Source organism: Paenibacillus tundrae (genome assembly GCF_030812775.1).
Classification (GTDB): domain Bacteria; phylum Bacillota; class Bacilli; order Paenibacillales; family Paenibacillaceae; genus Paenibacillus; species Paenibacillus tundrae_A.
In genome coordinates, this window is sequence record NZ_JAUSTI010000009.1 from 157101 (window position 1) to 182163 (window position 25063).

General features: G+C 47.6%; 22 protein-coding genes. 20 read left to right on the plus strand and 2 right to left on the minus strand.

Going from position 1 to position 25063, the window contains the following annotated elements:
• Positions 1-181: 181 nt before the first annotated feature.
• A complete protein-coding gene (locus J2T19_RS17430; protein WP_307217902.1) occupies positions 182-619 on the minus strand; it encodes a hypothetical protein in 438 nt (145 codons plus the stop codon).
• 229 nt (positions 620-848) lie between these two features.
• On the opposite strand from J2T19_RS17430, the gene J2T19_RS17435 reads away from it, so the two are divergent.
• From J2T19_RS17435 to J2T19_RS17485, 11 genes are all read left to right on the plus strand, one after another.
• Entirely contained in the window at positions 849-1613 is a 765-nt protein-coding gene (locus tag J2T19_RS17435; RefSeq protein WP_307217904.1) for a GT-D fold domain-containing protein, read from the plus strand.
• Between the two features lie 67 nt (positions 1614-1680).
• A complete protein-coding gene (locus J2T19_RS17440; protein ID WP_307217906.1) occupies positions 1681-3252 on the plus strand; it encodes a glycosyltransferase family 2 protein in 1572 nt (523 codons plus the stop codon).
• A 554-nt stretch (positions 3253-3806) separates the two neighbouring features.
• Positions 3807-4085 (plus strand): glutaredoxin family protein, encoded by a 279-nt coding sequence (locus J2T19_RS17445; RefSeq protein WP_307217908.1) that lies wholly within the window; start codon positions 3807-3809, stop codon positions 4083-4085.
• Positions 4086-4479: 394 nt separating this feature from the next.
• Entirely contained in the window at positions 4480-5823 is a 1344-nt protein-coding gene (locus J2T19_RS17450) for an LLM class flavin-dependent oxidoreductase (protein WP_307217910.1), read from the plus strand.
• Positions 5824-6585: 762 nt separating this feature from the next.
• Positions 6586-8226, plus strand: coding sequence for an ABC transporter substrate-binding protein (locus tag J2T19_RS17455; protein WP_307217912.1), 1641 nt, complete (start codon positions 6586-6588; stop codon positions 8224-8226).
• Positions 8227-8268: 42 nt separating this feature from the next.
• Positions 8269-9201: an ABC transporter permease gene (locus tag J2T19_RS17460; RefSeq protein WP_056702550.1), complete on the plus strand. Its 933-nt coding sequence runs from the start codon at positions 8269-8271 to the stop codon at positions 9199-9201.
• 18 nt (positions 9202-9219) lie between these two features.
• The gene (locus tag J2T19_RS17465; protein ID WP_307217915.1) at positions 9220-10137 is read left to right on the plus strand and encodes an ABC transporter permease; all 918 of its coding nucleotides are present in this window, start codon (positions 9220-9222) and stop codon (positions 10135-10137) included.
• Positions 10138-10262: 125 nt separating this feature from the next.
• The gene (ssuE, locus tag J2T19_RS17470; protein WP_307217917.1) at positions 10263-10811 is read left to right on the plus strand and encodes an NADPH-dependent FMN reductase; all 549 of its coding nucleotides are present in this window, start codon (positions 10263-10265) and stop codon (positions 10809-10811) included.
• Positions 10812-10895: 84 nt separating this feature from the next.
• Positions 10896-11768 (plus strand): LysR family transcriptional regulator, encoded by an 873-nt coding sequence (locus tag J2T19_RS17475; RefSeq protein WP_307217918.1) that lies wholly within the window; start codon positions 10896-10898, stop codon positions 11766-11768.
• Between the two features lie 67 nt (positions 11769-11835).
• Entirely contained in the window at positions 11836-12894 is a 1059-nt protein-coding gene (locus J2T19_RS17480; RefSeq protein WP_307217919.1) for an LLM class flavin-dependent oxidoreductase, read from the plus strand.
• Between the two features lie 73 nt (positions 12895-12967).
• The gene (locus tag J2T19_RS17485) at positions 12968-14224 is read left to right on the plus strand and encodes an amidohydrolase (protein ID WP_307217921.1); all 1257 of its coding nucleotides are present in this window, start codon (positions 12968-12970) and stop codon (positions 14222-14224) included.
• 309 nt (positions 14225-14533) lie between these two features.
• On the opposite strand, the gene J2T19_RS17490 is transcribed toward J2T19_RS17485, so the two are convergent.
• Entirely contained in the window at positions 14534-15262 is a 729-nt protein-coding gene (locus J2T19_RS17490) for a biotin--[acetyl-CoA-carboxylase] ligase (RefSeq protein WP_307217923.1), read from the minus strand.
• Between the two features lie 329 nt (positions 15263-15591).
• On the opposite strand from J2T19_RS17490, the gene J2T19_RS17495 reads away from it, so the two are divergent.
• The 9 genes from J2T19_RS17495 (at position 15592) to cntE (ending at position 25047) form a co-directional block, all read left to right on the plus strand.
• Positions 15592-16458 (plus strand): histidine racemase CntK family protein, encoded by an 867-nt coding sequence (locus J2T19_RS17495; RefSeq protein ID WP_307217925.1) that lies wholly within the window; start codon positions 15592-15594, stop codon positions 16456-16458.
• 28 nt (positions 16459-16486) lie between these two features.
• Positions 16487-17290: a class I SAM-dependent methyltransferase gene (locus J2T19_RS17500; protein WP_307217928.1), complete on the plus strand. Its 804-nt coding sequence runs from the start codon at positions 16487-16489 to the stop codon at positions 17288-17290.
• A gap of 140 nt (positions 17291-17430) precedes the next feature.
• On the plus strand, positions 17431-18750 hold the full coding sequence (locus tag J2T19_RS17505) for an opine metallophore biosynthesis dehydrogenase (RefSeq protein ID WP_307217930.1): 1320 nt from the start codon (positions 17431-17433) through the stop codon (positions 18748-18750).
• A 120-nt stretch (positions 18751-18870) separates the two neighbouring features.
• Complete coding sequence (gene cntA, locus J2T19_RS17510; RefSeq protein WP_307218082.1) at positions 18871-20460, plus strand: staphylopine-dependent metal ABC transporter substrate-binding lipoprotein; 1590 nt, start codon at positions 18871-18873, stop codon at positions 20458-20460.
• Positions 20461-20473: 13 nt separating this feature from the next.
• Positions 20474-21406, plus strand: a complete 933-nt coding sequence (opp1B, locus tag J2T19_RS17515; RefSeq protein ID WP_307217932.1) for a nickel/cobalt ABC transporter permease — start codon at positions 20474-20476, stop codon at positions 21404-21406.
• Positions 21406-22302: a staphylopine uptake ABC transporter permease subunit CntC gene (gene cntC / locus J2T19_RS17520; protein ID WP_307217935.1), complete on the plus strand. Its 897-nt coding sequence runs from the start codon at positions 21406-21408 to the stop codon at positions 22300-22302. Before opp1B ends, cntC begins: the two co-directional genes overlap by 1 nt.
• Positions 22283-23092 (plus strand): staphylopine uptake ABC transporter ATP-binding protein CntD, encoded by an 810-nt coding sequence (gene cntD / locus J2T19_RS17525; RefSeq protein ID WP_307217936.1) that lies wholly within the window; start codon positions 22283-22285, stop codon positions 23090-23092. Before cntC ends, cntD begins: the two co-directional genes overlap by 20 nt.
• Entirely contained in the window at positions 23093-23839 is a 747-nt protein-coding gene (locus J2T19_RS17530) for an ABC transporter ATP-binding protein (RefSeq protein WP_307217938.1), read from the plus strand.
• Between the two features lie 14 nt (positions 23840-23853).
• Entirely contained in the window at positions 23854-25047 is a 1194-nt protein-coding gene (gene cntE / locus J2T19_RS17535; protein WP_307217940.1) for a staphylopine family metallophore export MFS transporter CntE, read from the plus strand.
• Positions 25048-25063: the final 16 nt, after the last annotated feature.

Consider the following 25063-nt stretch of genomic DNA (forward strand, 5'->3'; position numbering starts at 1 on the left):
TCTGATGCTGCTGTGCGGTGCCCTATGGGAGAGCAGATGATCCTGCGCCGGAGCTTTGCGCAGTGGCACTCCTAACGAAGATCAGGGGAGGAAATGCCGTGAAAGTAGCCAAACGCAACAGTCTTGCTGGAGCCTGGGTAACCGGCAAGTCCAGGGGTACCCATCCGGCAGCATTTCAGGGTCAAGGACATCGAATAGGCACAGGAAATAGCATATCTCCTCGCCCACGTGTAGGGATGAGCAACGCTACGGGGAGAGCGACAGTCAACCGAGCAGGGGAGACGCAGTTCCATGCGCAAGCAGGTGCTTCTCTCCACCAGGGTGAACCTCGCGAACAGGGTTCGAGTGGAGAAGTCGTGGTAAGGAGCAGAGCCGTAAAGAAGCCCAAGCGCAAGGCTGGCGCGAGCGCTCGTTCTGGTGCCCCGACCAAAGTGCGGGGCACAAGCGTTGCGCTGCCAGGTCGCAGACGGGCTGCGCGCAAGACCTCAGGCGGGCGAGCTGCTGCACGCTCGCGCCTTGGCTCACGGGCAAGCGCAGGGCGCAAGCCCGGAGCAGCGCCAAGCGGGCGAGCCATCGCTGCCCGCAGCACCCAGCGCACGGCTTCGCGCCGTGCGCCCACGCCAGCCCCGCAGGCCAGCACGCCATGGGCGTTGCCTGCCAGCGGTGCTGGCGCCGCCCCGCAAGCGACACCGTCGCAGGGTGTCGCCGCCGCGGGGCGGGAAAGCGCTGCCCCAGGTATGGGCAGCGCACAGGGCTTGCCGCCAGCGCAGCACGCAGTGCAGGCGGCCGTGCCCGGCGGCTATGCCGAGGGCTACCGCGACGGTGTGTTCGCGGGCGGGGAGGCGCTGGTGGCGCAGCACATCCCGCCGGATCATATTCTGCCTGCCGTTGCGGCGGCAGATCTGATCGCGGCGGGATTCCGCCAGTACGCGCCCAGGCTGGCAAGGCTGTCCAGCCCCCATGAAGTGGCTGAACAGCTTGTGGGCGCATTGGATACCCAGCGCCCGCTTTCCGTCGTTCGCCTAGGCGATGGCGAACTGTTGACTCTGGCAGCCGATACGGTGCTGCCCAGCGAGGAGGTGCAGGAACTGGCACCGTTTCTGCCTTATGCAGGGGTGCCGCGTTCTACTCCTGAGATTCGGGCTTCGCTCGCCGAAGCCATTCAAGGTGCAGATTGTGTCGGAGTTCCGATCTCGCGGGCGCCGACATTCCAAGGGTTACTTTTTCCTGTCTTACAGCACTTTGGGATCGATTGGTCACGTCTGAAGCTGACCAGCTCCACCATCAATTACGGTTTGCATCAGTCAGGCCTATTGCTGCCTATTCTACATGGGCGACGTGTACTGTTCATCGGAAGCAAGGCTCATGAGCTGGGGGGATTGCTTCAAACGCATGGCGTACATGTTGCGGGGATTATCGGTTCTGTCGCGGGATATTCAGATATCCCGAGAGTGATGCAGCAGACAGCAGAGACCGCTTTTGACATTGCGCTCGTTGCAGCCGGGATTCCGGCCGTTATATTGTGTCGCCGAATTGCAGGGGAACTTGGCAAGGTTGCATTGGATTTTGGACATTTAGCAGACAAATTGGTTACGGGAGAGCTTCATCTCTAATGGATGCCGAGGGCAGCGCTGGATTGACTGCACTCGGCTCTCATTGAAGAGAAATGGAGGGGAAAGTATGAGGAGCAATAGTCATACATCTAGCGGTTCAGGGATATGTGCTGTCGGAATGACCGTAGCTACACGTAGTCTGGAATCGGAACGTGTTACTCTACACTCGGTAAACAAACGTGTAAGGCAAAAGTCTAAGCGCAGAGGTACCGGGCGACGAGCCGCCCAAGGTGCGAAATTATATAAGCAGGGTTATCGCAGAGGATACGATCAAGGATTAGCGCAGGGGCAGAGCTCGTTCGGTCTAGTTTTCGAAGGAGTAAGCATCATTATCCCTACTTACAATCAACGTGATTATGTACTGAAATGTATTGCGAGCATTGAAAAACATACACCAGCTCCCTACGAGATTATCGTCGTAGATAATGCCTCCAAAGACGGTACAGCACAAGCCTTACTTCGCATTGGTGGTGTGGTTAGAGTTGCTGCATTGGATGTGAACCGTGGATTTGCTGGCGGGGTAAACTATGGCTTGATGATGGCAAGAGGAAGACATATCGTAGTGCTGAACAATGATACCCTGGTCACACCTGGCTGGCTCGATAACATGATGAGATGTCTGGATAGTGATCCGAAAATTGGTGTGGTTGGGCCTGTAACGAACTACATCGGTGGTGATCAGCAGATCGAGGTTCCTTATCGTGAAGTGGAGGATATGTGGTCATTTGCGAGTAAACATAATCGGCCGGATGCGAAGAAGCATCGGTTAACAGATCGTCTAGTTGGGTTCTGCTGGCTGTTCACGCGAGAGTTATGGGAGCGTGTCGGTTATCTGGATGAAGGCTATGCCGTTGGCAACTTCGAGGACGATGATTGGATCATCCGTGTGAAGCTGGCGGGATATGAGCTTGCGGTAGCTGGGGATGCATTCATCCATCATTTTGGAAGTGTGAGCATGAAGGCGTTAGGTGAGCAGGATTACGTGGTCGTAAACCAAGACAACGAGCAATTTTTCTCGAAGAAATGGGGAAATCCTCATGCGCTCGTTGCAGAAACGAACAAACTTGCACTTCGTGAAATGCTTCCAGCCGGCTCGCAGAGCAAGAAGCAAATGGATTCAAGACAGCGTATATCCACTCAGGGAAGCGCTGACCCTGCATTATCATTTAGACGTAGCAGCGTGTTCTATCCAGAGGGTTCGTTCATATCGGATGCCAAAGGAGAGGTCTACACCGTAGTTGGTGGACATCGCCGCAAATTAAATATCCCTGTCCCACGCGGTATTTCTCCCGTTCAGATTGCTAAACCTGAACTGCTCAGCATTCCTGCAGCAGAGGCAGTGGAATCAACAAATGAAATACAGGCGTGGCCGCTGGAAGCTCATCAGCTGCGGAGCTCATCCATGGCGGGCTCAGGAAATCATTGGCCGAATGGAACGATTGTTGCAGCAGCAGACGCACCTGAGACCTGTTACCAGATTAGCGGTGGCAAACGTAGAAGGTTTGTAACGACCTATGCATTCGAGCGTTGGGGTGTACATTCTGCACATATTGTGCACGTGCCTGCAGAACAATTACGCTTGATGGAAGAAGGCTGGCCAATTATTGCCCCGCCGCAGCTCTTGAACGAAGATTTGTAATGATTCGAGTAGCGATTGTGAGGTTGTTGGTTCGCTTGATGTGGGGTGAAGTGTTGTGCGCACGACTATCGAATTACGCCGCCTTCATTCCACATTCAATGATTACATACAGTAACTACTTGCGATGACGACAACCCGCTGCAGCTGGGAAGGTGCATTCTAGTATGAACAGGCTAATCCGTAATGACGGGTTAGTCCTTTTTTTATGCTTGTTTTCGTACGGTTATTACGCTCAACAGACCGTTCAGATGTATGCAGGCTTGTGGTCTAATCCTCGTAGGAATCAGAATATGTCCTGTTGCCAAGAAGCGGGTGAAGCTGTCTATATATGGGGATAAGGTAGTCCTTCTTTTGCAAAAGAGCCAAAAATTAAATTTTTAAATTTAATCTTTCTATCCAGTTATAGGTTTATTCTATTAGCAGATGGATTGACGCCTGATAGGTGCGGGAGTACATTTATAGCCATAATTCTTATTTAACAGATAGGAATTGATGGTCTGGGATGCTGATTCATTCTCTGATCATAACCTTGAATCCAATCAGGAGGTATGTCGATGTCTTCTTCATCCAAAAAAGTTGTGCTCTGGAGCAAAACAGGTTGTCATTTCTGCGAGGAGGTTAAGGCATTTTTGACTGAGCGAAACCAGCCTTTTGAGAACATTGAAGTACAGGGCAACGATGTATTGAGAGATGTATTGGAAGCGAAGTACGGCATCCGTCATGTACCCGTTATTGAGGTAGGGAGAGACGGGACGTATGAAGCCTTACTAGAGGCGGATTTGGAAAAACTTGCAGAGCTTCTTGAACGCCATGACGAAGCGACAGCCGTTTAAGTTGGATCGTAATAGATCCTTTTGTAGAAGCAAACTTTCCTGGCTGCATTGAGCTGTTATCACGGTGTAGAAACAGTTGGGAAAGTTAATTTACGATTCTATACATGGATAGGGTAAAGTGTTCCTTTGGATTATCCAATGCACATATAGAAAAGTTCTATAAGAAACACTGTTGACCCATTAGCAGGGCAGTGATAAGATTTGTGAAATTAAAACAAACCAAACTCATAGGAATAGTTAATTTTATTGTTTTCTTATACGGATGAATCGTCGGAAAGCCTGAGAGAACAGCGTTTGGGACGGTTGCTCTGCGAACGTGGGTCATATTCATAACTTCTAGATTAACGAATTCAAGTGGTTATCCCATCATAATCAGAGAGAGGCGGAAGCGGATATGACGGCAAAACGCAGTTTGAAATTTGGAGCGATTGTACATGGGGTTGGAGGTAGCATGACCACTTGGAGACATCCAGATGTGCAGGCGGATGCAAGTGTGAGCTTTGATTTTTATAAACGCCAAACACTAAAAGCAGAAGAAGGTAAGTTCGATCTGGTATTCATTGCAGACGGTCTATATATTACTGAGAAATCCATTCCCCATTTTCTAAATCGATTTGAGCCCATCAGCATTCTGTCTGCGCTGGCTGCAATTACGTCCAAAATTGGTCTAGTTGGAACTCTATCGACGTCATATAGTGATCCTTTCACGGTTGCTAGACAGTTCGGTTCTCTGGATCTCATCAGTGACGGCCGTGCTGGATGGAATGTTGTAACTTCTCCGCTGGAAGGCTCCGCCAAAAACTATAGTAAAAGCAATCATCCAACCCATCCCGAGCGTTACCGGATTGCTACAGAGTATTTGCAGGTGACTAAAGGGCTGTGGGATTCATGGGAAGATGATGCATTTGTAAGGGATAAAGAAAGTGGCGTATTCTTCGATCCATCCAAGCTGCATACGCTCAATCATGAGGGCGAGTTCTTCTCCGTTCAAGGCCCACTCAATATTGCCCGTTCACGTCAAGGTCAGCCTGTCATTTTCCAAGCAGGTTCTTCCGAAGATGGCAAGACACTAGCCGCACAAGAAGCGGATGCAGTCTTCACTGGGCATGATACGATTGAAGAGGCTCAAGCATTCTACAAGGATGTCAAAACTCGAGCTGCTTCCTATGGTCGCAAACCAGAAGATATCGTAATCCTTCCGGGAATTAATCCTATTGTGGGACGTACGGAGGAAGAAGCAGAGCGTAAATATGAGGAAATTGCAAATCTAGTTACGATTGAGAAAGCACTTGATTACTTAGGTCGTTTCTTCGAGCATCATGACTTCTCCCAATATCCACTTGATGAACCATTCCCTGAGCTGCACGGCATTGGAAGCAACAGTTTCCGCAGTGGCACAGATAAAATAAAGCAAAATGCCAAAGAGCAAGGGCTTACCTTGCGCGAAGTAGCCCTGCGAGCAGCGACACCTAAAAGTAAGTTTATTGGCACACCTGAACAGGTGGCAGACAAAGTTCAAGAATGGTTCGAAGCTGAAGCGGCAGATGGATTCATTATCGCTTCCGAGCTACCAAGCGGACTGTCTGATTTCGTAGAACTCGTTGTCCCAATTCTGCAAGAGCGTGGTCTCTACCGTACTGAATATGAGCATGATACATTGCGCGGTAATTTGGGCGTGCAGATTCCAGCTAATCGGTATACTTTAGCCCGCCAACAAGCCGAACCACAACAAGCCTGATTAAAGGAAGTTCAAAAAGTACGATTTTGATTACGAAGGATGCCTTGCGGCATCATCAGCGTCGAATATGGGATTCAGCCGAAATGTCCGTTGCTCACGTAGTTTTGCCTACGCTCCGCTACTCCATTTCTAGCTTCATCCCATCTTCTTGGTACTGAAAACCGTCCTTTTTGAACCGCATTTGAAGAGGAAGTTCAAAAAGTACGCTTTTGATTACGAAGGATGTCTGACGGCATCTCAGCGTCGAACATGGGATTCAGCCGAAATAAGTGGATGCTTACGAAGCTTGTTTCCTCTGGAAACAATGTAGTTGCTCACGTAGGTTTGCCTACGCTCCGCTACTCCATTTCTAACTTCATCCCATCTTCTCGGTACTGAAAACCGTCCTTTTTGAACATCTATTTGAAGAGGAAGTTCAAAAAGTACGCTTTTGATTACGCAGGATGCCTTGCGGCATCTCAGCGTCGAATATGGGATTCAGCCGAAATAAGTGGATGCTTACGAAGTTTGTTTCCTCCGGAAACAATGTAGTTGCTCACGTAGTTTTGCCTACGCTCCGCTACTCCATTTCTATCTTCATCCCATTTTCTCGGTACTGAAAACCGTCCTTTTTGAACCGCATTTGAAGAGGAAGTTCAAAAATACGCTTTTGATTACGCGGCATGCTGATAGGCCATTTTTTAACGAAATAAAACCAAGTTATCTTATAGGTTATATTGATTAACGATTCAATGCACCTGTACACACAGAGGGGGAAGCGATATGAGCAGGTCTATTCGATGGATGAAATATATGGCTTTGGCAGCAGCACTAATACTGGTATTATCCGGATGCGGAGCTGGCAGCACATCAGACGGAGCTGCTCAAGCTTCGGGTGGCGAGCAGTCTGCACCAGCAGAAGGCGGCAATCTGACGTATGCACTGGCTACATCTCCTGATACGCTTGATCCTCATCGAAGTGGGTTAGCGGTAACGGTACGTGCAATTCGGACGATCTATGACAACCTGGTGGTTCAACTGCCAGACGGCTCCATTAAGCCTTGGTTAGCCAAAGAGTGGAGCGTATCGGACGAGGGCACAAGTTACACGTTCAAGCTACGTGATGACGTGAAATTCCATGACGGCACGCCGTTTAATGCGGAAGCGGTCAAGTATAATTTGGATCGCGTTATCGATCCAGCTACCAAAGCTGCCAATTCCCTAGCTCTCATTAGACCGTATAGCTCCTCCGAGGTCATTGATGAATACACCATTAAAGTTAATTTGGCACAGCCATCACAGGCATTCCTTGGTAACCTAAGTCAAGCGTTGCTCGGCATTGTATCTCCAACTGCTGCGAAGAAATATGGAGATCAATTGGGGAAAAACCCAGTAGGTACCGGGCCGTACACGTTTGTAAAATGGGATGAAAATGCGGATATTGTTGTGGACAAAAATAAAGATTATGCCTGGGCACCTGAGACCGTAGAAAATCAGGCTGCACCTCACCTAGATACGATTACCTTCAAAATTGTACCTGAAGAAGCGACGCGCATCGGAAGTGTACAAAGTGGTCAGGTGCTCGCAGCCGAGACGGTTCCACCGCAAAATATTGCGGCACTGAAGGGTGATCCGAATCAACAGCTGTTGCAGGCGAATACCGTGGGACTGCCTTACACTCTCTTTTTCAACCTACGCAAAGCACCTTGGGATAATGTGAAAGTTCGTCAGGCCGTTCAATCTGCTGTGGATGTGGAGACCATTGTCAAAACGCTGTACCTAGGCAACTACGAACGTGCTTGGTCTGCGCTATCTCCAGGAATTTTGGGATACGATGCTTCGTTAGAAGGCAGCATTAATCCGGATATCAACAAGGCAAATCAATTGCTGGATGAAGAGGGTTGGGTTAAAGGAACGGATGGTATCCGTGCTAAGGATGGGAAGAAGCTGACACTTCGTTATGTGGATGGTTCGCCTAACCGGGAAAAACGCAATGATATCGCTGCGATTATTCAACAACAGTTGAAACAGGTGGGCATTGCTGTTGAGGTTGAAATTACAAAAGATATTGCCACTGTCATATATCAGAACTGGGATTATGATCTATACGGTAATAGTCAGGTGAATTCCGATCCTAATGCCTTATATGCCTTCTATCATACGAGTGCAGAAGGAGAGCGGCCAACGTTATCTGGCTTGGCAGACCCTGAAATTGACAAACTGCTGGAGCAGGGAGCGGTTGAGACCGATCTGGACAAACGGGTGGAAATCTATCATCAGGTTCAGCAATATTTGATTGATCAGGCTGTCATTTTGCCGATCTACGTCTTCCCTTATACTGTCGCTGCATCCAAGACCGTTCAAGGTGTGAAGTTTGATGCACTGGGATATCCATTGTTCAACGATGTAACCATTCAGCCATAACATGTTCAGCATGTTACGTATTCAGGAAGGAGACGACCCGGTATGGTTCAAACGGTACTGACACGGCTAGCAACATCACTTTTCGTTATTTTCGGAGCTTCGGTGCTGGTGTATTGCATCATGTATCTTCTGCCGGGTGATCCGGTTCTGCTGATGTTAGACCCATCCTCTGCTACACCGGAAATGATCCAGAACTTGCGGGTTCAGCTAGGTCTGGATCAGCCGTTTTACGTCCAATTTGCACATTATTTTGGAGATATGCTCCGTGGGGATTTTGGTAAATCGATGATCAATTCCGACCCGGTGCTGCCTAAAATCTTGGAGCATTTCCCTGCAACACTGGCTCTGACGGCGCTTAGTTCTTTAATCGCAATCACGATTGGCATTACTCTAGGTGTGTTGTCCGCGATTCATCGTAATGGAGTGATTGACTTTGTTGCTCGCCTTGTAGGATTATTCGGGATTTCAATGCCTACCTTCTGGACGGGAATTCTGCTCATTCTTTTGTTCTCCGTGCAGCTTGGTTGGTTTCCGGCGATGGGTTCAGATGGATTCAGTTCACTGGTGCTGCCTGCGGCAACACTAGGTTTAGTGGGTGCAGGATTTATCGTGCGAATGGTACGTAACAGCATGCTGGAAGTGATCAATGAACCGTTTATCGTGGCATTGCGAGCCAAGGGGCTCTCGGAACGGGTCATCATGTATGGTCATGCACTACGAAACGCATTGATCCCGGCCGTAACGGTTATCGGTATGCTTATTGGTGATTTACTTGCAGGTACCGTTGTCGTTGAGACAGTCTTCTCCAGACAAGGAATTGGCCGAATTATTGCAGATGCCCTTATGTCTAAAGACTTGCCCGTGGTGCAAGGTGTCGTATTCTTTACAGCCATTATCTATGTCGTGTTGAACTTGCTCGTGGACATATCGTATGCGTACATCGATCCAAGAGTAAGACGTGCAGTGCGAGCTTAATCGGAAGGAGGGATCTTCATGAGCATGAAACCATTGGTTGGTGACAAAAAAGCATGGTTGGGGCGTAGGGGACGTATTCGCATATGGAATCGCCATTCATGGCAGGCACGCTTCTCGCTCGCCATCTCGCGATCATTCTTCTATGCTGCATTACTGATTGTGGTATTTACGATTGCTTGTGCCGTGGTACCAAGCTGGATTGCACCTTATTCGCCAACGGAGATGTTGACCGATGCCATCCTTCAGGCTCCCTCTATAGCTCACTTGTTCGGAACGGATTATTTCGGCAGAGATATCTTTAGTGTTGTGGTGTATGGTAGCCGAGATTCGTTGCTGATTGGTTTCGCTTCTGTTCTCGTAGGCGGTCTTGCAGGTAGCGCGCTCGGGATTATATCCGGTTATATCGGCGGTATTGTAGATTCAATCATCATGCGTGCAGTGGATATATTAATGGCTGTTCCTGGTGTGTTGCTTGCTTTGTCTGTGGCGGCCGCTCTTGGGCCTGGGTTGCTTAACATTGCTTTGGCGGTTGCGGTAGCCTCGATTCCAGGGTATGCACGGGTTATGCGTGGGCAGGTCATGTCGGTCAAAGGGCTCCCGTTTATCACTTCAACACGCGCGCTTGGGGGTTCGAATGCTCGTATTTTCTGGCGTCATGTGCTTCCGCATTCCTTGTCTCCGTTATTGGTTATGGCAACCCTCGGGGTGGGAACGTCCATTTTGACCGGATCTGGGCTTAGCTTTCTAGGCCTCGGGGTATTGAAGGAAATCCCTGATTGGGGAGCATTACTCTCCCAAGGACGAGGTTATTTGACGGTGGCTTGGTGGATCTGTACTTTCCCAGGGCTGGCTATTACGTTGTTTGTACTGGCGGTTAATCTGATTGGAGACGATATCCGTGATCGACTTGATCCTAAAGTAAATGGGGCGGCTTAGACACTCATGTTAGTTTACCTTTTCCGTACCAAAGAGCTATAGGAGATTAACAGGTTTTAGATAAGTGTGTGTTCTAAAAGGTCGGTTTGGACTTTTGGGACAACATCAAGAAGGAGGAATTTATTATGTCACATGTCGTTATTATTGCAGGTTCTCCGTCCAAACGTTCACGTCTAACGGGGCTAATTGATTATAGTGTAAGCCAGCTAAGCGAGGCAGGTATTACGGTTGAAGTTATTCATGTGGCAGACCTACCTGCTGACGATCTGGTGCAGGCCCGATTCGATAGCACATTCATTCGGGATGCTCTAGCGGTCGTTGAAGCGGCAGATGCAGTTATTGTGGCTACTCCAGTTTACAAAGCTGCATACTCAGGCGTATTGAAGCTGTTCTTGGATCTCATTCCTCAAGAAGGACTACGAGGCAAAGTGTCGCTTCCGTTAGTGATTGGTGGGTCTATTGCACATCTGCTTGCGATTGATTATGCGTTGAAGCCTGTACTGACAACTCTTGGAGGTAGACATATTCTTGGTGGAGTTTATGCAGTCGATCAAGGTATCGAACGGTTGGATGGAGATAAGTATATATTATCCGCTGAGATTACGACACGTTTGAATCGGTCATTGGAGGAGTTGAGATTGACACTGGAAAATGGTGGTATTACGATAGCCTAAAACCAAGTAATTAGATCGGTAAAATAAATTTTCGAGGTCAACTGATTGGAGCAAAGCGTCAGTGACGTGGATACGGAGGCACTTATGAATATTGAAAATATTGAAGCATTTGTATACATCAATCACTATGGAAGCTTCAATAAGGCTGCCGAAGTACTCTTTTTGTCCCAGCCTTCCGTGACCGCACGTATCCAGTCACTCGAACGTGAACTCGGATGCAAGTTGTTTGACCGATTGGGCAAGCAGATTGTGCTAACGGAGGAGGGGCGTAAATTTCTCCCTTATGCACAGCAGGTGCTGCAAGTGATTCAGAAGGGCAGACAGAAAATTCAGCAGCGCCGCACTACACCTGATGCGCTGCGTCTGGGGAGCACCGTTTCTGTCTCGAATTATGTCATACCCGATTTCCTGCCCAAGATTAAGGAAGCCTACCCGGAAGTCAGCATTAAATTAACGACGGCTCCGACCGACCAGTTAGTCGCCAAGTTATTGAATCAAGAAATTGATCTTGCTTTTGTACGTAAGGTCATGCATCCGGCGATTCGGACAGTTGCTTTTTATGAAGATCCGATCCAGTTGTATGTCTACAAAGGGCATCCGTTTATTGAACGTGGGCATGTCAGTATGGAGGCAATTCGAGAGGAGAGGTTGGTCTTCTTCGAATGCGGATCATTGGACTGGCTACGTATTCACAGAGCTTTTGACTCACTGGAACACCCGCCGGATATTACATATCATGTGGATCATTCGGAAACGGCGAAGAAACTTGTTATGCAAGGCGCAGGTATTGCCTTTTTGCCTGCTCTTACGGTGAAAAAGGAAGTGGAAGAGCAGCAACTGTTCCCTATCCAGGTACAAGAGGTTGCTGGAGTCTCCTTACAAATTAGTGTCGTTACATTAAAAGAAGAACATTCTCCGTTTGCAGAGCCTTTTGGGGAACTGTTGCGGCAGCTATAGCATTTTGGATATTCGTACTGCAGATCGTACGTTTGAACTCGAATGATTAATTTAGGGGGAACTACACATGGGCATTCGTATAGGGATATTGGATCAGACGCCAATCTATGAAGGGGAAAAGCCGGTAGATGCATTTCGGCATACGATTGAGCTTGCTCAACGGGCGGAAGCGCTCGGATTTCATCGTTTCTGGGTATCAGAGCATCATGACTCAGAGCATGTGGCAGGCTCTTCACCAGAAGTGCTCATTGCCCATTTGATTGCTCAGACTAAGCGGATTCGCTTGGGCTCCGGAGGTGTGATGCTTCAGCATTACAGCTCTTATAAAGTGGCCGAGAATTTCAATATTCTAGCTGCGCTCGGAGAGGGGAGAATTGATCTGGGTATTGGTCGTGCACCAGGAGGACTGCCGCGCTCAACCCAAGCGCTACAACAGGGCATCCAAGATGCAGCCTCGCTTAAAGAGAAGATCGCTCAAGTAAGAAAGTTTATTCATAATGAGCTTGAACAAGATCCGTCCCATCCTTTAGCTGGATTGAAAGCTTCACCTGTATCCGAAGTTCCAGCTGAGCTGTATGTACTCGGAGCAAGTCCTGACAGTGCTGGTATGGCAGCAGAGCTTGGATTACCCTATGTGTTCTCCCTGTTTATTAATAGTAATCAAGAGGTGGCTCAAGAAGCCTTTCGAATTTATCGTGAGCAATTCGACCATTCTACGGGGCGTGAGCCATATGCGGCGCTTGCTCTGTCGTTAATTGTGGCAGAGAGTGAGCAAGAAGCTGAGGAGCTGATTGGTGAGCATAGACCGATCAAGATTTTTTTGGAAAGTGGGAAGACGCTGACGGTACTTTCAGAGGAACAGGTAGCTGAATTTGCTAAACAAACGAATGAATCCTATCGAACCGAAGTGCTGGAACCAAGCGTGACCCGAGGTACGAAGGAATTTGTGGGTAAAGCGCTGCGTGATTTCCAGCAAAAATTTGCTGTGGATGAGCTGATCGTAACGACGGCTACACGTAACTTTTCGAAACGAATCCGTTCGTTTGAGTTGTTGCGTGAAGCTCTGGTGGAGCAAGGATTAATTGAAGATGTGGAAGCCGCCAATGTTGCGGAATCCGTGATATAGCTAGGACATGTTTTCAGACACGTCCAAATCATTACAAATTTCGTACACGATCATGGAGAGAGGGAGTGATGACATGAGTGATCTGATACGGACTGAACAGCGTACAGGGCATGAATTACAGCAAGTGGAGTTAGAGCCTCATCTCGATCACAAGCCAGTAGCTCCTATAGAACAGGACGAAACATTGGCTGCTCGCTTGATTGAAATCCGGCGTCAGCTTCACCGTAATCCGGAGTTATCCGGAGAGGAATTCGAAACGACCGCAGCCATTCGGGGCTGGTTGGAGGAAGAGGGTATAACCATTGCGACAGATTATAAGCTGCGTACTGGATTAATCGCAGAGATCGGGGAGGGAGATGGCCCAATCGTTGCTCTACGTGCGGACATTGATGCTCTCCCTTTACAAGAAGAGACGAAACTTGAATATGCGTCCCAGGTTGATGGCAAAGCCCATGCCTGCGGTCACGATGCGCATACGGCTATTCTCATCGGGGCTGCACGGCTGCTCAAGCAGCGTGAAGCCCAGCTTCAGGGCAAGGTGAGGCTTATATTCCAGCCCTCTGAAGAGAAGGCAACAGGTGCAAGACAAGTTATTCAGAGTGGTGCACTTACCGACGTTGGCTCCATATTTGGCTTGCATAACAAACCAGATCTGCAGGTAGGTACAGTAGGCATTCGCGAGGGCGCACTTATGGCGTCAGCAGATGGGTTTGTCGTCAAGGTGGAGGGTGTAGGGACTCACGCGGCAGTGCCAGAGGCGGGAATCGATCCAATCGTCGTTGCTTCACACATCGTCACGGCACTTCAAGCAATCGTAAGTCGAAATGTTGGTGCACAGGAAAGTGCCGTAATCAGCGTAACTAAAATTCATAGTGGAACTGCATGGAATGTGATTCCCGATGAAGCGATTCTGGATGGAACGGTGCGTACTTTTGATGAGAAGGTACGGGCGCGGATTCGGGAACGACTTAATCAGGTCGTCTCAGGTGTAGCGGCTGCTTATGGAACACGAGCATCGGTACGCTGGATACAAGGTCCACCAGCAGTGGTGAATGATGCCTCGTTAGCGGCTGAAGTAGAACGGGTGGTTAGCCAAGTCGGGTTGAAAAGTGTTAGACCATTGCCGTCTCCGGCAGGTGAAGATTTTGCTTTTTATCAAAAAGAAGTTCCGGGACTATTTCTCTTCCTCGGCACCTCCGGACGCCATGAATGGCATCACCCGGCATTTGATCTTAATGAAAGAGCGCTCCCGCTTGGGGCACATCTCCTAGCATCTCTTGCAGAACAGGCTCTTGAGAACCTACAGGCACAACAGCCGGTGGGTGACTAATGGATTGAGTAATGGAATAGCACGAAATGTTAGAAAACAGATGCCAAAGAGTAGCCGACAAAGAATAGATTTTAAAGAACAGCTACCAAAGAGAATAAATGTTAAAAAGGAAGACTTTGCAGGCAAATTCACCTGTTTATTGTGGGGAACCTGCCTGTTCCTTGTAGGTTTCTTCACAATTAAACTGCCAAAAGGCTCTATGGAGTAAGGTTTCCATAAAGCCTTTTTGTGTTACTCGACCACGCACCGCGTGATCCTTATGATTACTTCAACATATTATTTCGAAATATAACTTTGAAATACAACGCCTTAGCTTGAAGCGTTCGATTTCTTAATGACAACATCCCCACTTGCATGCGCAGTGACCTGCCTATCCGCCTGCTCAATGAGCAAACGTCCATGGCTGTCGACCCCGAGGCATTGCCCTTCAATCCATTCGCTGTTCTCCCGGTCAACCATAAATTGAATCTCTTCTCCAAAGTTAAACATCCGTTCTTGATACAGCGGAATCAGTGGCTCGAATCCATCCGTAATCCAAGATTGGTGATAGTCCACCAGGCTCTGCACGAGCTGCTCTGCGAGTATCTCAGGACGAACCTCAGCGAATTCGGATAAACATATGGTGGAGTAGGGCACATGCTCTGGTCGATATGCCACATTGATACCGATTCCGATGTACATCGCGGAGTGATCAGCTTCAACGAGTGTACCGGATAGTTTAGCTCCGTTAATGAGAATATCATTCGGCCATTTGATCTGCAGACGCTGATTGGCTGTAAGATACGGTTCAATAACCTGATAAATCGCAAGCCCTGTCATCAATGCGATCGTTGGTCGAAGAGCCAGGTTGGTGGATAGCGGCAAAACGGTAGTAAGTGCGAGATTTCCCGGAGGTGTCTGCCATACCCGTCCGTATTGTCCTTTACCCGCAGTCTGATTCTGGGACATGACGGCAAAGCCTGGAGACTTACCGCTTTGGATCAGTCGCTTCGCTTCTATATTGGTACTATCGATGGTGTCGTATTGTAATATGTCCATGGATGATCCCCCAATCATGTCTGATGCAACGCACCTGAACTAACGATTGAATTATAACATGAACCTATCGCTGGGCAAGAGAATTCCCTCTGTTCTGAATACTATGGATTGAAGATGAGCGTTAGCCAGATACTGCAATGCACAGGAAAATGGATTGTTTCATAACGGATAGAGCTCTTTTTTCTTAAATGGAAATATTTGTTGACGATCTGAAATGGCTATGCTATATTTTTCTCGTCTAATAATCGTAATAATTACGATTAATGTCGAATGGAGGAAAATAAGCTCACCTTTATATTCTGAGGATAAGAATAGGAGTAGTCGCTGCGATGAAACAGGAGATCGAGTTTATCAAATTTAATCCGACCCAGAACATGACGATTCTGGTTCAGACGAATCATCCAGCCGAGAGCTACCCACACATTGCATCCCAACTGATGTCGTATGAACATGTGTACGCTGAACAGGTGGGATTCATTGAGAGGTCCATGCAACAGGGAGCCGTTGCACATTTACAGATGGCGGGAGGGGAGTTCTGTGGCAATGCCTGTATGGCACTCGCTGCACATATCGCAGCAGAAGCAAAGCTGGAACAACATGATCAGATGCACGTTATGCTTACGGCTTCCGGAACAGAGCAATTAATCGTGTGTCATGTGAAAAAGCAAGCCAGCGGATATGGCTGCCAGGTGTCTATGCCAATCCCTGAACAGATTGAGCGAAGATCCATTACGTATGAAGGAATGGATCTGGAGATCATCATCGTGCGCTACCAAGAATTTATCCATATCGTGATCGAGGTTGAAGAATTCGATGAGACGATGAAGAGAAGAGCTCAAGCCTTGGCTCGGTTACTCGGATTAACGATGGGGGATAAGCTGATCGGTATTATGTTATATCAATCTGCGTCAGCAGAGCTAGCTCCACTCATCTATGTACCTCAATTGGATAGTCTGATCTGGGAACGAGGATGTGGTTCAGGTACGGCCTCCCTAGGAGCTTACCTTGCTTGGAGCCAGCAACGCGAAATTTCGCAGTACATTCAGCAGCCAGGTGGTGCCATTAAAGTGATAGCCAAGTGGCACGGAGCAGAAGTTGAGAGTATGACCATTGAAGGAACAGTCGACATTGTGGCACAAGGCAGAGCATTTATCGATGATCCAGCAGGCACACTTTTACACACGCATCACATGTAAGACGATGACAAATGTAGGGGGATAAGAAATGGTCACATTGGTTCATTTTCAGACCTGTTTGCGTGAATACGCGATGAAATTCAAAGAGTTGGCAGACAAGTATGATCATACGCTGCATCATAGTTCAGAGCTTGAAGCTCTGATCAATCGCTATTCAGGGTTCGTGACTGATCCGGAGAACAAGGCAGCCTGGGAACAGCTTGCAGAGCAAGAACTGGACAGTCTCCATTCTCTCGTAGAGGAACTAAGGCAGCAGTCCGCCTACTGTGTAGCGATTATGGAGAAGTATCGTGCATTGCGATTACAGCGTGGTGATGTGCAGATCGCGGATTATTTCAAGAACATCGAAGAATGCATTGATAAGGAGTTTGGCAGCTTCCACGTCACAGCTCAGTCCAAGGTATTGCTGGTAGGCTCGGGTTCATATCCCATGACTCCCTTGTACATCGCCAAGCGAACCGGAGCCGAGGTCGTGGGAATCGATATCGATGAAGAGGCGATTACGTTGGGACAGAAGGTTGTGGGGATCCTAGGAGCTGGCTTGAACATTCGTCTGGAACGCCTATTGCTGGAACAACTGGACTACACTCAAGAAGCAACACATATTATTTTCAGCTCTACAGTAGCGAATAAGTACGAATTGCTTGATCAATTGTATGACCTGACGAATGATCACGTCGTTGTGGCGATGAGATATGGCGACCAATTAAAATCCCTGTTCAATTATCCCATGCGGGCAACGGACAGTCAGAAATGGAAGCTCGCTGATACGGTGTTACGCCCTGACGATGTGTTCGATATTGCGTTATATCAAAAAAACGTAGCGGAATAAGGTTACAACCCCCATTACACAAAAACGATTCAATCTAACGATTCAACCCTGAACAGAGGCTGATCTGGCTTCAGCTTGGAGCAGGTAGGAGCTAGTAAGATTCGATCTACAAGTAGGATTTTGAATATAAGGAGGCTTATATGGGGAGTTTTCAGCGAATTTTGATATGTGGAACAGGCCCTGTATCCATTCAGCTTGCCGTACTGTTCCAAACGTATCTGAATTGTTCCATCGGAATTGTGGGCAGACAATCCGTTCGATCGGCATCGATATTTGCATCAATGGAACAGAACGACCAACGCATTCAAGCAAGCATCCAAAATGAACAGCATCAACCGCTTGCTGGTGAGTGCACTGTCGATCGGGTGTTTCATGGCTACGATACCATTGAGGGTGAATGGGATACGATGATTTTGGCTGTCACAGCAGATGCTTACATCGACGTATTGCAAGCAATGAAAGAACACTTCATTAAACAAGTGAAATGTATCGTTTTGGTGTCACCTACTTTTGGTTCCAATCGTCTGGTAAGCCAGTATATGAAACAGAGAAACGCGACTCCGGAAGTGATCAGCTTCTCTACGTATCTTGGAGATACCCGCTGGATGCACGAGCAACCGTCCAATCAGGTCATTACGACAGGAGTTAAGAAGAAGGTCTATATCGGTTCCACCCGATCTGCTTCTGAATATATAGACAACCTATGCTGGTTATACGAGAAACTAGGAATTCACATGGAGGTCATGTCATCCCCGCTAGAGGCGGAAACGAGAAATATATCTCTATATGTGCATCCGGCTCTGTTCATGAATGACTTCTCACTTGAGGCGATCTTTGGGGAATCGGATATCCAAACCTATGTGTACAAAATATATCCAGAAGGCCCGGTTACCCAATATTTGATTCGGGATCTGCGGACCCAGTGGCAAGAGATCATGCAAATTACAGACAAACTCCATATTCAGGGAATCAACCTGCTACAATTCATGACCGATGACAATTATCCAGTACGATTAGAGAGTTTGTCCCGCGATGATATCGAGAATTTCAATCAACTGCAAGCCATACACCAAGAGTATTTATTGTACATACGTTACACCTCATTGTTGATCGATCCTTTTTCTAAGCCAAGTCCAGAAGGAACTTATTTTGACTTTTCGGCTGTGCCATTTCGGAAAATGTTTGTTAATCATGAGGGATATGTGGATATCCCGCGTATGCCCAAAGAAGATTATTATCGCATCAAAATCATCCAGGGTATCGCAAGACATATGGAGGTAAGCTGCCCGACCATTGATCAATTTATTGCTACATACGAGGCGAAGCTTCAGCAAGTAGCTCAAGCTCATCGTGGTCAGCGCTTATCCAATGCCTTTGTCATTCAATCCTTTGCTGAGGACATTGAGATGATCTGCCAAGGAATTGCAGATTACAGGGATGGGATACATTACGATGTGTAGCCTAGCTTCAAAGAGTCCGCTGTATAGTTACGAAGCATACCGGCTGGCATGAATACGTTTATATCTATTTTTTGATCATCAGGAGGAAATGTTGTGAAGAAGAGTAGTCCATTAATTTATATGTTGATGTTGGTATCGATCCTAGTTCTTATTGCTGGCTGTGGGCAACCCAATGAGACCGCGAAAGAGTCTGCCAATGTTGAAGTTAAGAATGAATTGATCTATGCATCAGCCAAAGATATTAACGATATGAACCCTCATCTATATACAGGCTCGATGCCTGCGCAAGGGATGGTATACGAGTCTTTGGTAGAGAACACGCCGGACGGAATTAAGCCATTGTTGGCTGAATCTTGGGATATCTCAGAGGATGGCAAGACATACACATTTCATTTGCGCCAAGGGGTGAAGTTTCATGATGGTGAGCCCTTTAACGCAGAGGCGGTGAAACAAAATATCAATGCCGTGCAGGCTAACGCTGAGAAACATGCATGGATTAAACTGTCCACCAAAATTACGAGTGTGGAAGTCATTGATGAACATACTGTGGCGTTGACACTGTCAGAGGCCTACTATCCTGCGCTGGTTGAGTTGTCTATGACACGACCTTACGTGTTCATTTCACCGAAGGATTTCATTGACGGTGGAACCAAAGACGGCGTGAGCGGACACCATGGCACAGGGCCATACAAGCTTACGGCACATCAGGTTGAAGAAAACGCGACATTTGAAGCCAATGAAGAATACTGGGCAGGAGCGCCCAAAATTAAGAAAATCACATCTAAGGTTCTTCCAGCAGGAGAGACCACATTCTTGGCACTGCAAAAGGGAGAAATCAACGTTGTGTTTACGGATGATCGGGGGGCAGACAGCATCGATGTTGAAGCGATGGAACGGTTAGCTGAATCTGGAGATTATCAGGTCGTTCGAAGTGAGGCGATGAATACGAGTATGATCGTCGCTAATAGCAGCAGGCAAGGCAGTCCGGTACAAGAAACGGCAGTTCGGGAAGCAATCTGGTATGCCATTGACCGGGAGACGATCAGCAACGATATCTTCAATGGAACCCAGACGGTAGCGAATACACTATTCTCATCCAACGTTAACTACGCCAATGTTGATCTGAAGCTACGAGAATACAATCCAGAAACAGCACAAACGCTGTTGGATCAAGCAGGCTGGACAGCAGCAGAAGGCGGTGCTGTAAGAACGAAGAACGGTCAGCCTTTGACGATGAAACTATATTATGACAGCAACTCCTCCTCACAGAAAATTCAAGCCGAAATAATCCAGCATGCAGGAAAAGAATTGGGGATTGGACTGGAGCTTGTCGGTGAAGAATCCACTTCCATCGCGAATCGACGAGCGACCGGGGAATATGATCTGTTGTTCAATCAGACTTGGGGACTGGCTTATGATCCTCAGAGCACCATTGCTGCATTTACATCCGATTCGGCGTACAAACACACCACGAGTGGTATTCCTCAGGCAGAGGAACTGTATCGCAAGATCGACGAGGTTATGGTATCTACGGATGAGACATCACGGAAGTCCTTATACGCCGATATTATGAAAATCGTGCATGATGAGGCGGTATTTATCCCCATTACGAACGGACGTGTGACGGTTGTTGCTCCCCAGAACCTGGAGGGCATTGGATTCAAACAGACGCAATATGAATTGCCTTTTGAACAGATGAATTTTAAATAGAGCGGAGATGGATATGGGAAGGTATATCGTCAAACGAATTCTGTTAGCTATCCCTTTACTGATTGTGATTTCATTTATAACATTTGTGCTCATTAACCTATCGCCCTTGGAACCAGCAGTCGTGGTATTACAAGCACAGGAAGTTCCGCAGATTACGGCTGAACTCATTGCCCAAACGAATAAAGAACTGGGATTTGATCAGCCGTTTCTGATCCAATATATGAACTGGGCGATGGCCGTTATACAGTTTGATTTTGGTCACTCCTATGTATCCGGTGAGTCTGTGTGGTCGCTGATTGGTCCGGCATTTCTGAATACGTTGAAATTAACGTTAGTTTCCTCGGTATTTATTATTGCGTTATCGATACTGCTAGGTGTGGTCTGCGCGATGCGGGAAGGAAAATGGCTGGATCAATCGGTCAGAGGCATTTCGTTTTTCCTTACGGCGATGCCGTCTTACTGGCTTGCAGCGATCATGATCTGGTACTTCTCCGTCAAGCTGGATCTATTGCCGACGAGTGGAATGGACTCGTATCACAGCTATATTCTGCCGGTTATTGTTATCACGGTTAGTTATACGGGCATTTACTTTAGAACCGTTCGCAGCTCCATGTTAAGCAATATGAATGAGGATTATGTGTTGTACGCGCGGGCAAGCGGTCTGAGTGAAAGGAAGGTCATGCTTCATATTTTGCGTAATTCACTGCAAGTGGCGGTATCGATCTTCTGTATGGCCATTCCTATTGTGCTGGGCAGCACCGTTGTCATTGAAAATGTATTTGCTTGGCCAGGGCTCGGCAGGCTTAGTGTGAAGTCCATTTTAAGTAGAGATTTCCCGATTATTCAGGCTTATGTACTTATTTTGGCGGTCACCTTTGTCCTGTTCAACACCCTTTCCGACATTATTAATGCTGCGATGAATCCAAGGTTAAGAAAGGAATTCTGATGCGAATACTGAAAAATCTGAGCAGAGATAAGCTTGCAATAACCTCGTTGTCCATCATTTTGGCTACGATTATTGTGGGCATCTTTGCCCCTTTCATTGCACCGCATGATCCTGGAGCCGTTAACATGAAGCTTCGTTATGCTTCTTCCTCCTGGACTTATCTGTTAGGCAATGATCATCTCGGCAGATGTGTGTTATCCAGGCTCATTTATGGCATTCGTCCCAGTGTGTTATGGGTGCTCGTTGCCTTGGCGTTGTCTGTGCTGATCGGAGCAATAGTCGGCTTTGTAGCAGGGTATTTCAAGGGCAGAGTGGATGCGTGGATTATGCGAATCTGTGACATTATGCTGTCTTTCCCCGGTTATGTGATGACACTGGCTGTGGTGGGGATTTTGGGAGCCGGTCTGGAAAATATATTGATTGCTTTTGTGTGGATGAAATGGGCCTGGTTTGCCCGCGTCATCCGAACCTCTGTCATGCAGTTCACTGACATGGATTATGTGAAATTCGCCAAAGCTTCTGGCATACCTAATATGAAAATCATTACCAGGCATATTGTGCCGGTTACCTTTGCGGATATTGCGGTCATCGCTAGTGGAGCGATGTGCTCAATGATGTTGCAAGTGTCGGGACTATCCTTCCTAGGGCTGGGTATTCAGGCACCTCATGCAGAGTGGGGCATGATGCTTAATGAAGCTAGAGAAGTTATGTTCTCTAGACCCGAATTAATGTTGGCACCTGGGCTGGCAATTGTGATCGTTGTGTCGGCATTTAATTTTTTATCGGATGCACTTCAGGTTGCTCTAGATCCTAAACTGATGACTTCACAGGGCAAGTCCGTCCAACCTCACGAAAGCGAGGTGAGAAAGACAGCTTATGAATATAGTCGAGGCTAAACACCTGAAAGTATGGGACACCAATACAGGCAAAGTCATTATTCATGACAGTTCATTCGAAGTTAAGCAGGGAAGTTGCTTAGCGATTGTTGGTGAGAGTGGTAGCGGTAAATCGGTCACATGTAGGGCGCTAATGCGGCTGAATAAGCCGTGGATTCGTCAATCAGGCACGCTGTTGTTTCAGGGTGAGGATCTGAATGCGCTGACGGAACAAGAGATGAGGCGCAAGAGAGGCAAGCAGCTATGTATGATTTTGCAAAATGGCATGAGTGCATTCGATCCTTCCTGTGTGATTGGCGTCCATATTCGAGAGACACTACAGCAGCATTTTGATTGGAATGCCCGTGAGATAGAGCGCCGAATCTGCAATGCGATGGAAAGTGTCATGCTGAAGAACCCTCCTGAGATCCTGAAGCAGTATCCATATCAGTTGTCTGGCGGGATGCTGCAGCGGATCATGATTGCACTAGCATTGGTGCTCGAACCAGCTCTCATTATTGCGGACGAGCCAACCACAGCACTGGATACGATCTCCCAATACGAAGTGGTGGAACAATTCATTCAATTGCGTGAACGCATCGGCTGTTCCATGATCTTTATCTCCCATGACCTGGGTGTCGTTAAGAAAATTGCGGACGATGTGATGGTCATGAAGGATGGAATGATTGTGGAGCGGGGCAGCATGCAGTCTGTATTAACGGAGCCCGCACATGCCTATACGCAGTATCTGGTATCTACCCGATTAGAGCTGAGTAATCATTTCAAGACATTGATGCAGGAGGGCTCATAGATGCTGAAGGTAGATGGAGTTGGCAAATCATATAACCAAGGCGGACTGTTCTCAAAACAACAACAGCAGATTCTGAGCGACGTTACCTTTGAGTGCAAGCAGGGCGAATGTCTGGGCATTATCGGTGAGAGTGGAAGTGGCAAATCTACCTTGGGACGATTGATTCTGGGCATTGAGAGGCCGGATCGTGGCGTGATCCAGTTTGAAGGAAGAAGTGTGAGTGACCGGCGCGTCCGGATCGGCAATATCAGCGCTGTGTTTCAGAATTACACGTCCTCCATGAATCCGTTTCTTACGGTGGAGGATGCCATTATGGAGCCGATGCAAGCGCTGAAGAAGAGTGAGCAGGGTATGATGGAAAAGGTAAATCTGTTGCTGACTCAGGTTGGATTGGACTCCACCTATCGTTCCAAATATCCACATGAATTATCTGGTGGGGAGGCACAGCGCGTCTGTATCGCCAGAGCGATCTCTACAGCTCCAAGGTGTATCGTATTTGATGAAGCGATCAGTTCTCTGGATGTGTCTGTTCAGATTCAGGTGCTTCAACTACTGAAAGAGCTGAAAGACATCTATAAGATGAGTTATGTCTTCATTACTCACGATATTCAGGCGGCTGCCTATATCTGTGACCGGGTGATTATTTTCAGGGCAGGTCAGATTGAAGAGATCATGCCTACCGAGCAACTGAAAGATGTTCAGTCTGATTATGCGAAGAAATTATTGAAACATCTTATTACATTCTAGGGGGTTATCCCGTTGTGAGCGGAGCAATGTCGTGGCCTTTTTTGCGTTTGTACATATTGGTGCTTCTCTATTTCAGTGCCAATGCTATTCTTAATGTGATCATCCCCCTACAGGGAGAATTCCTTGGAGCCAGCAGCACAACTATTGGTTTAATCATGGGTGCGTACATGTTTACGACGATGTTTTTTAGACCATGGGCTGGCAAGATCATTCAAAAGCACGGGCCAATCAAAATTTTACGTCTTATTCTGATTATTAACGGATTTGCCCTCGTTTTATATACGTTTACGGGTCTAGGTGGATATCTATTAGCCCGGATTTTGCAGGGGGTATCCACGGCGTTCTTTAGCATGGCTCTACAAATTGGCATTATCGATGCACTCCCGGAAAAAGATCGATCACAGGGCATATCGTATTATTCGTTGTTTAGTTACATCCCGGGCATTGTGGGGCCAGTGCTCGCATTAGGGATTTGGCAGGCTGGCGGCATGGATTATTTCACAGTTGTGTTAATCGGAATTGCCATCTGTACGGGAGTCTTCGGTTATACCGCCAAAATAGAAAAGAATAAAGATCAGCCTGAAGGGAATGCACCGGATCAGTCTGTCAGCATGTGGGAGTCCTTTGGACAGTTGGTGAAGAATTCACACTTGTTTCGCTGTAGTGTACTGATGCTCAGTGCATCCATTGTATTTGGGGCGGTCACAACGTTTATTCCGCTGTATGCGAGTCAGATTCCAAATGGTAATGCCGGCATCTATCTAATGCTTCAAGCGGGGACGGTGGTGCTGGCACGAATTGTGCTAAGGAAACGGATTCCTTCGGACGGACGATGGCATGCCCCATTTATTATGGGCACGATGTTTCTGCTCGCTTTAGCTGCGCTTTGCGTAAGTTTGTCGGCCTCAGGAGGGATTCTTCTCTTCTATGTCGGTGCGATTTTAATGGGCATTGCTCAAGCGATTCTGTATCCGACATTAACGACCTATCTGTCATTTGTATTACCTCAGCTGAACCGTAATGTATTGATTGGCTTGTTTATTGCGACAGCAGATTTGGGTATTTCTCTTGGTGGTGTGATCATGGGGCCACTGGCTGACGTATTTTCCTATTCAATGATGTACATGATCTGTGCTATTCTGGGAGCGGTGATGATCGTTTTTGCCTATGAACGGCGTAATGCGATCACAGGTACATCTGTGAGCTGACTTCCAGAGAAAGTAG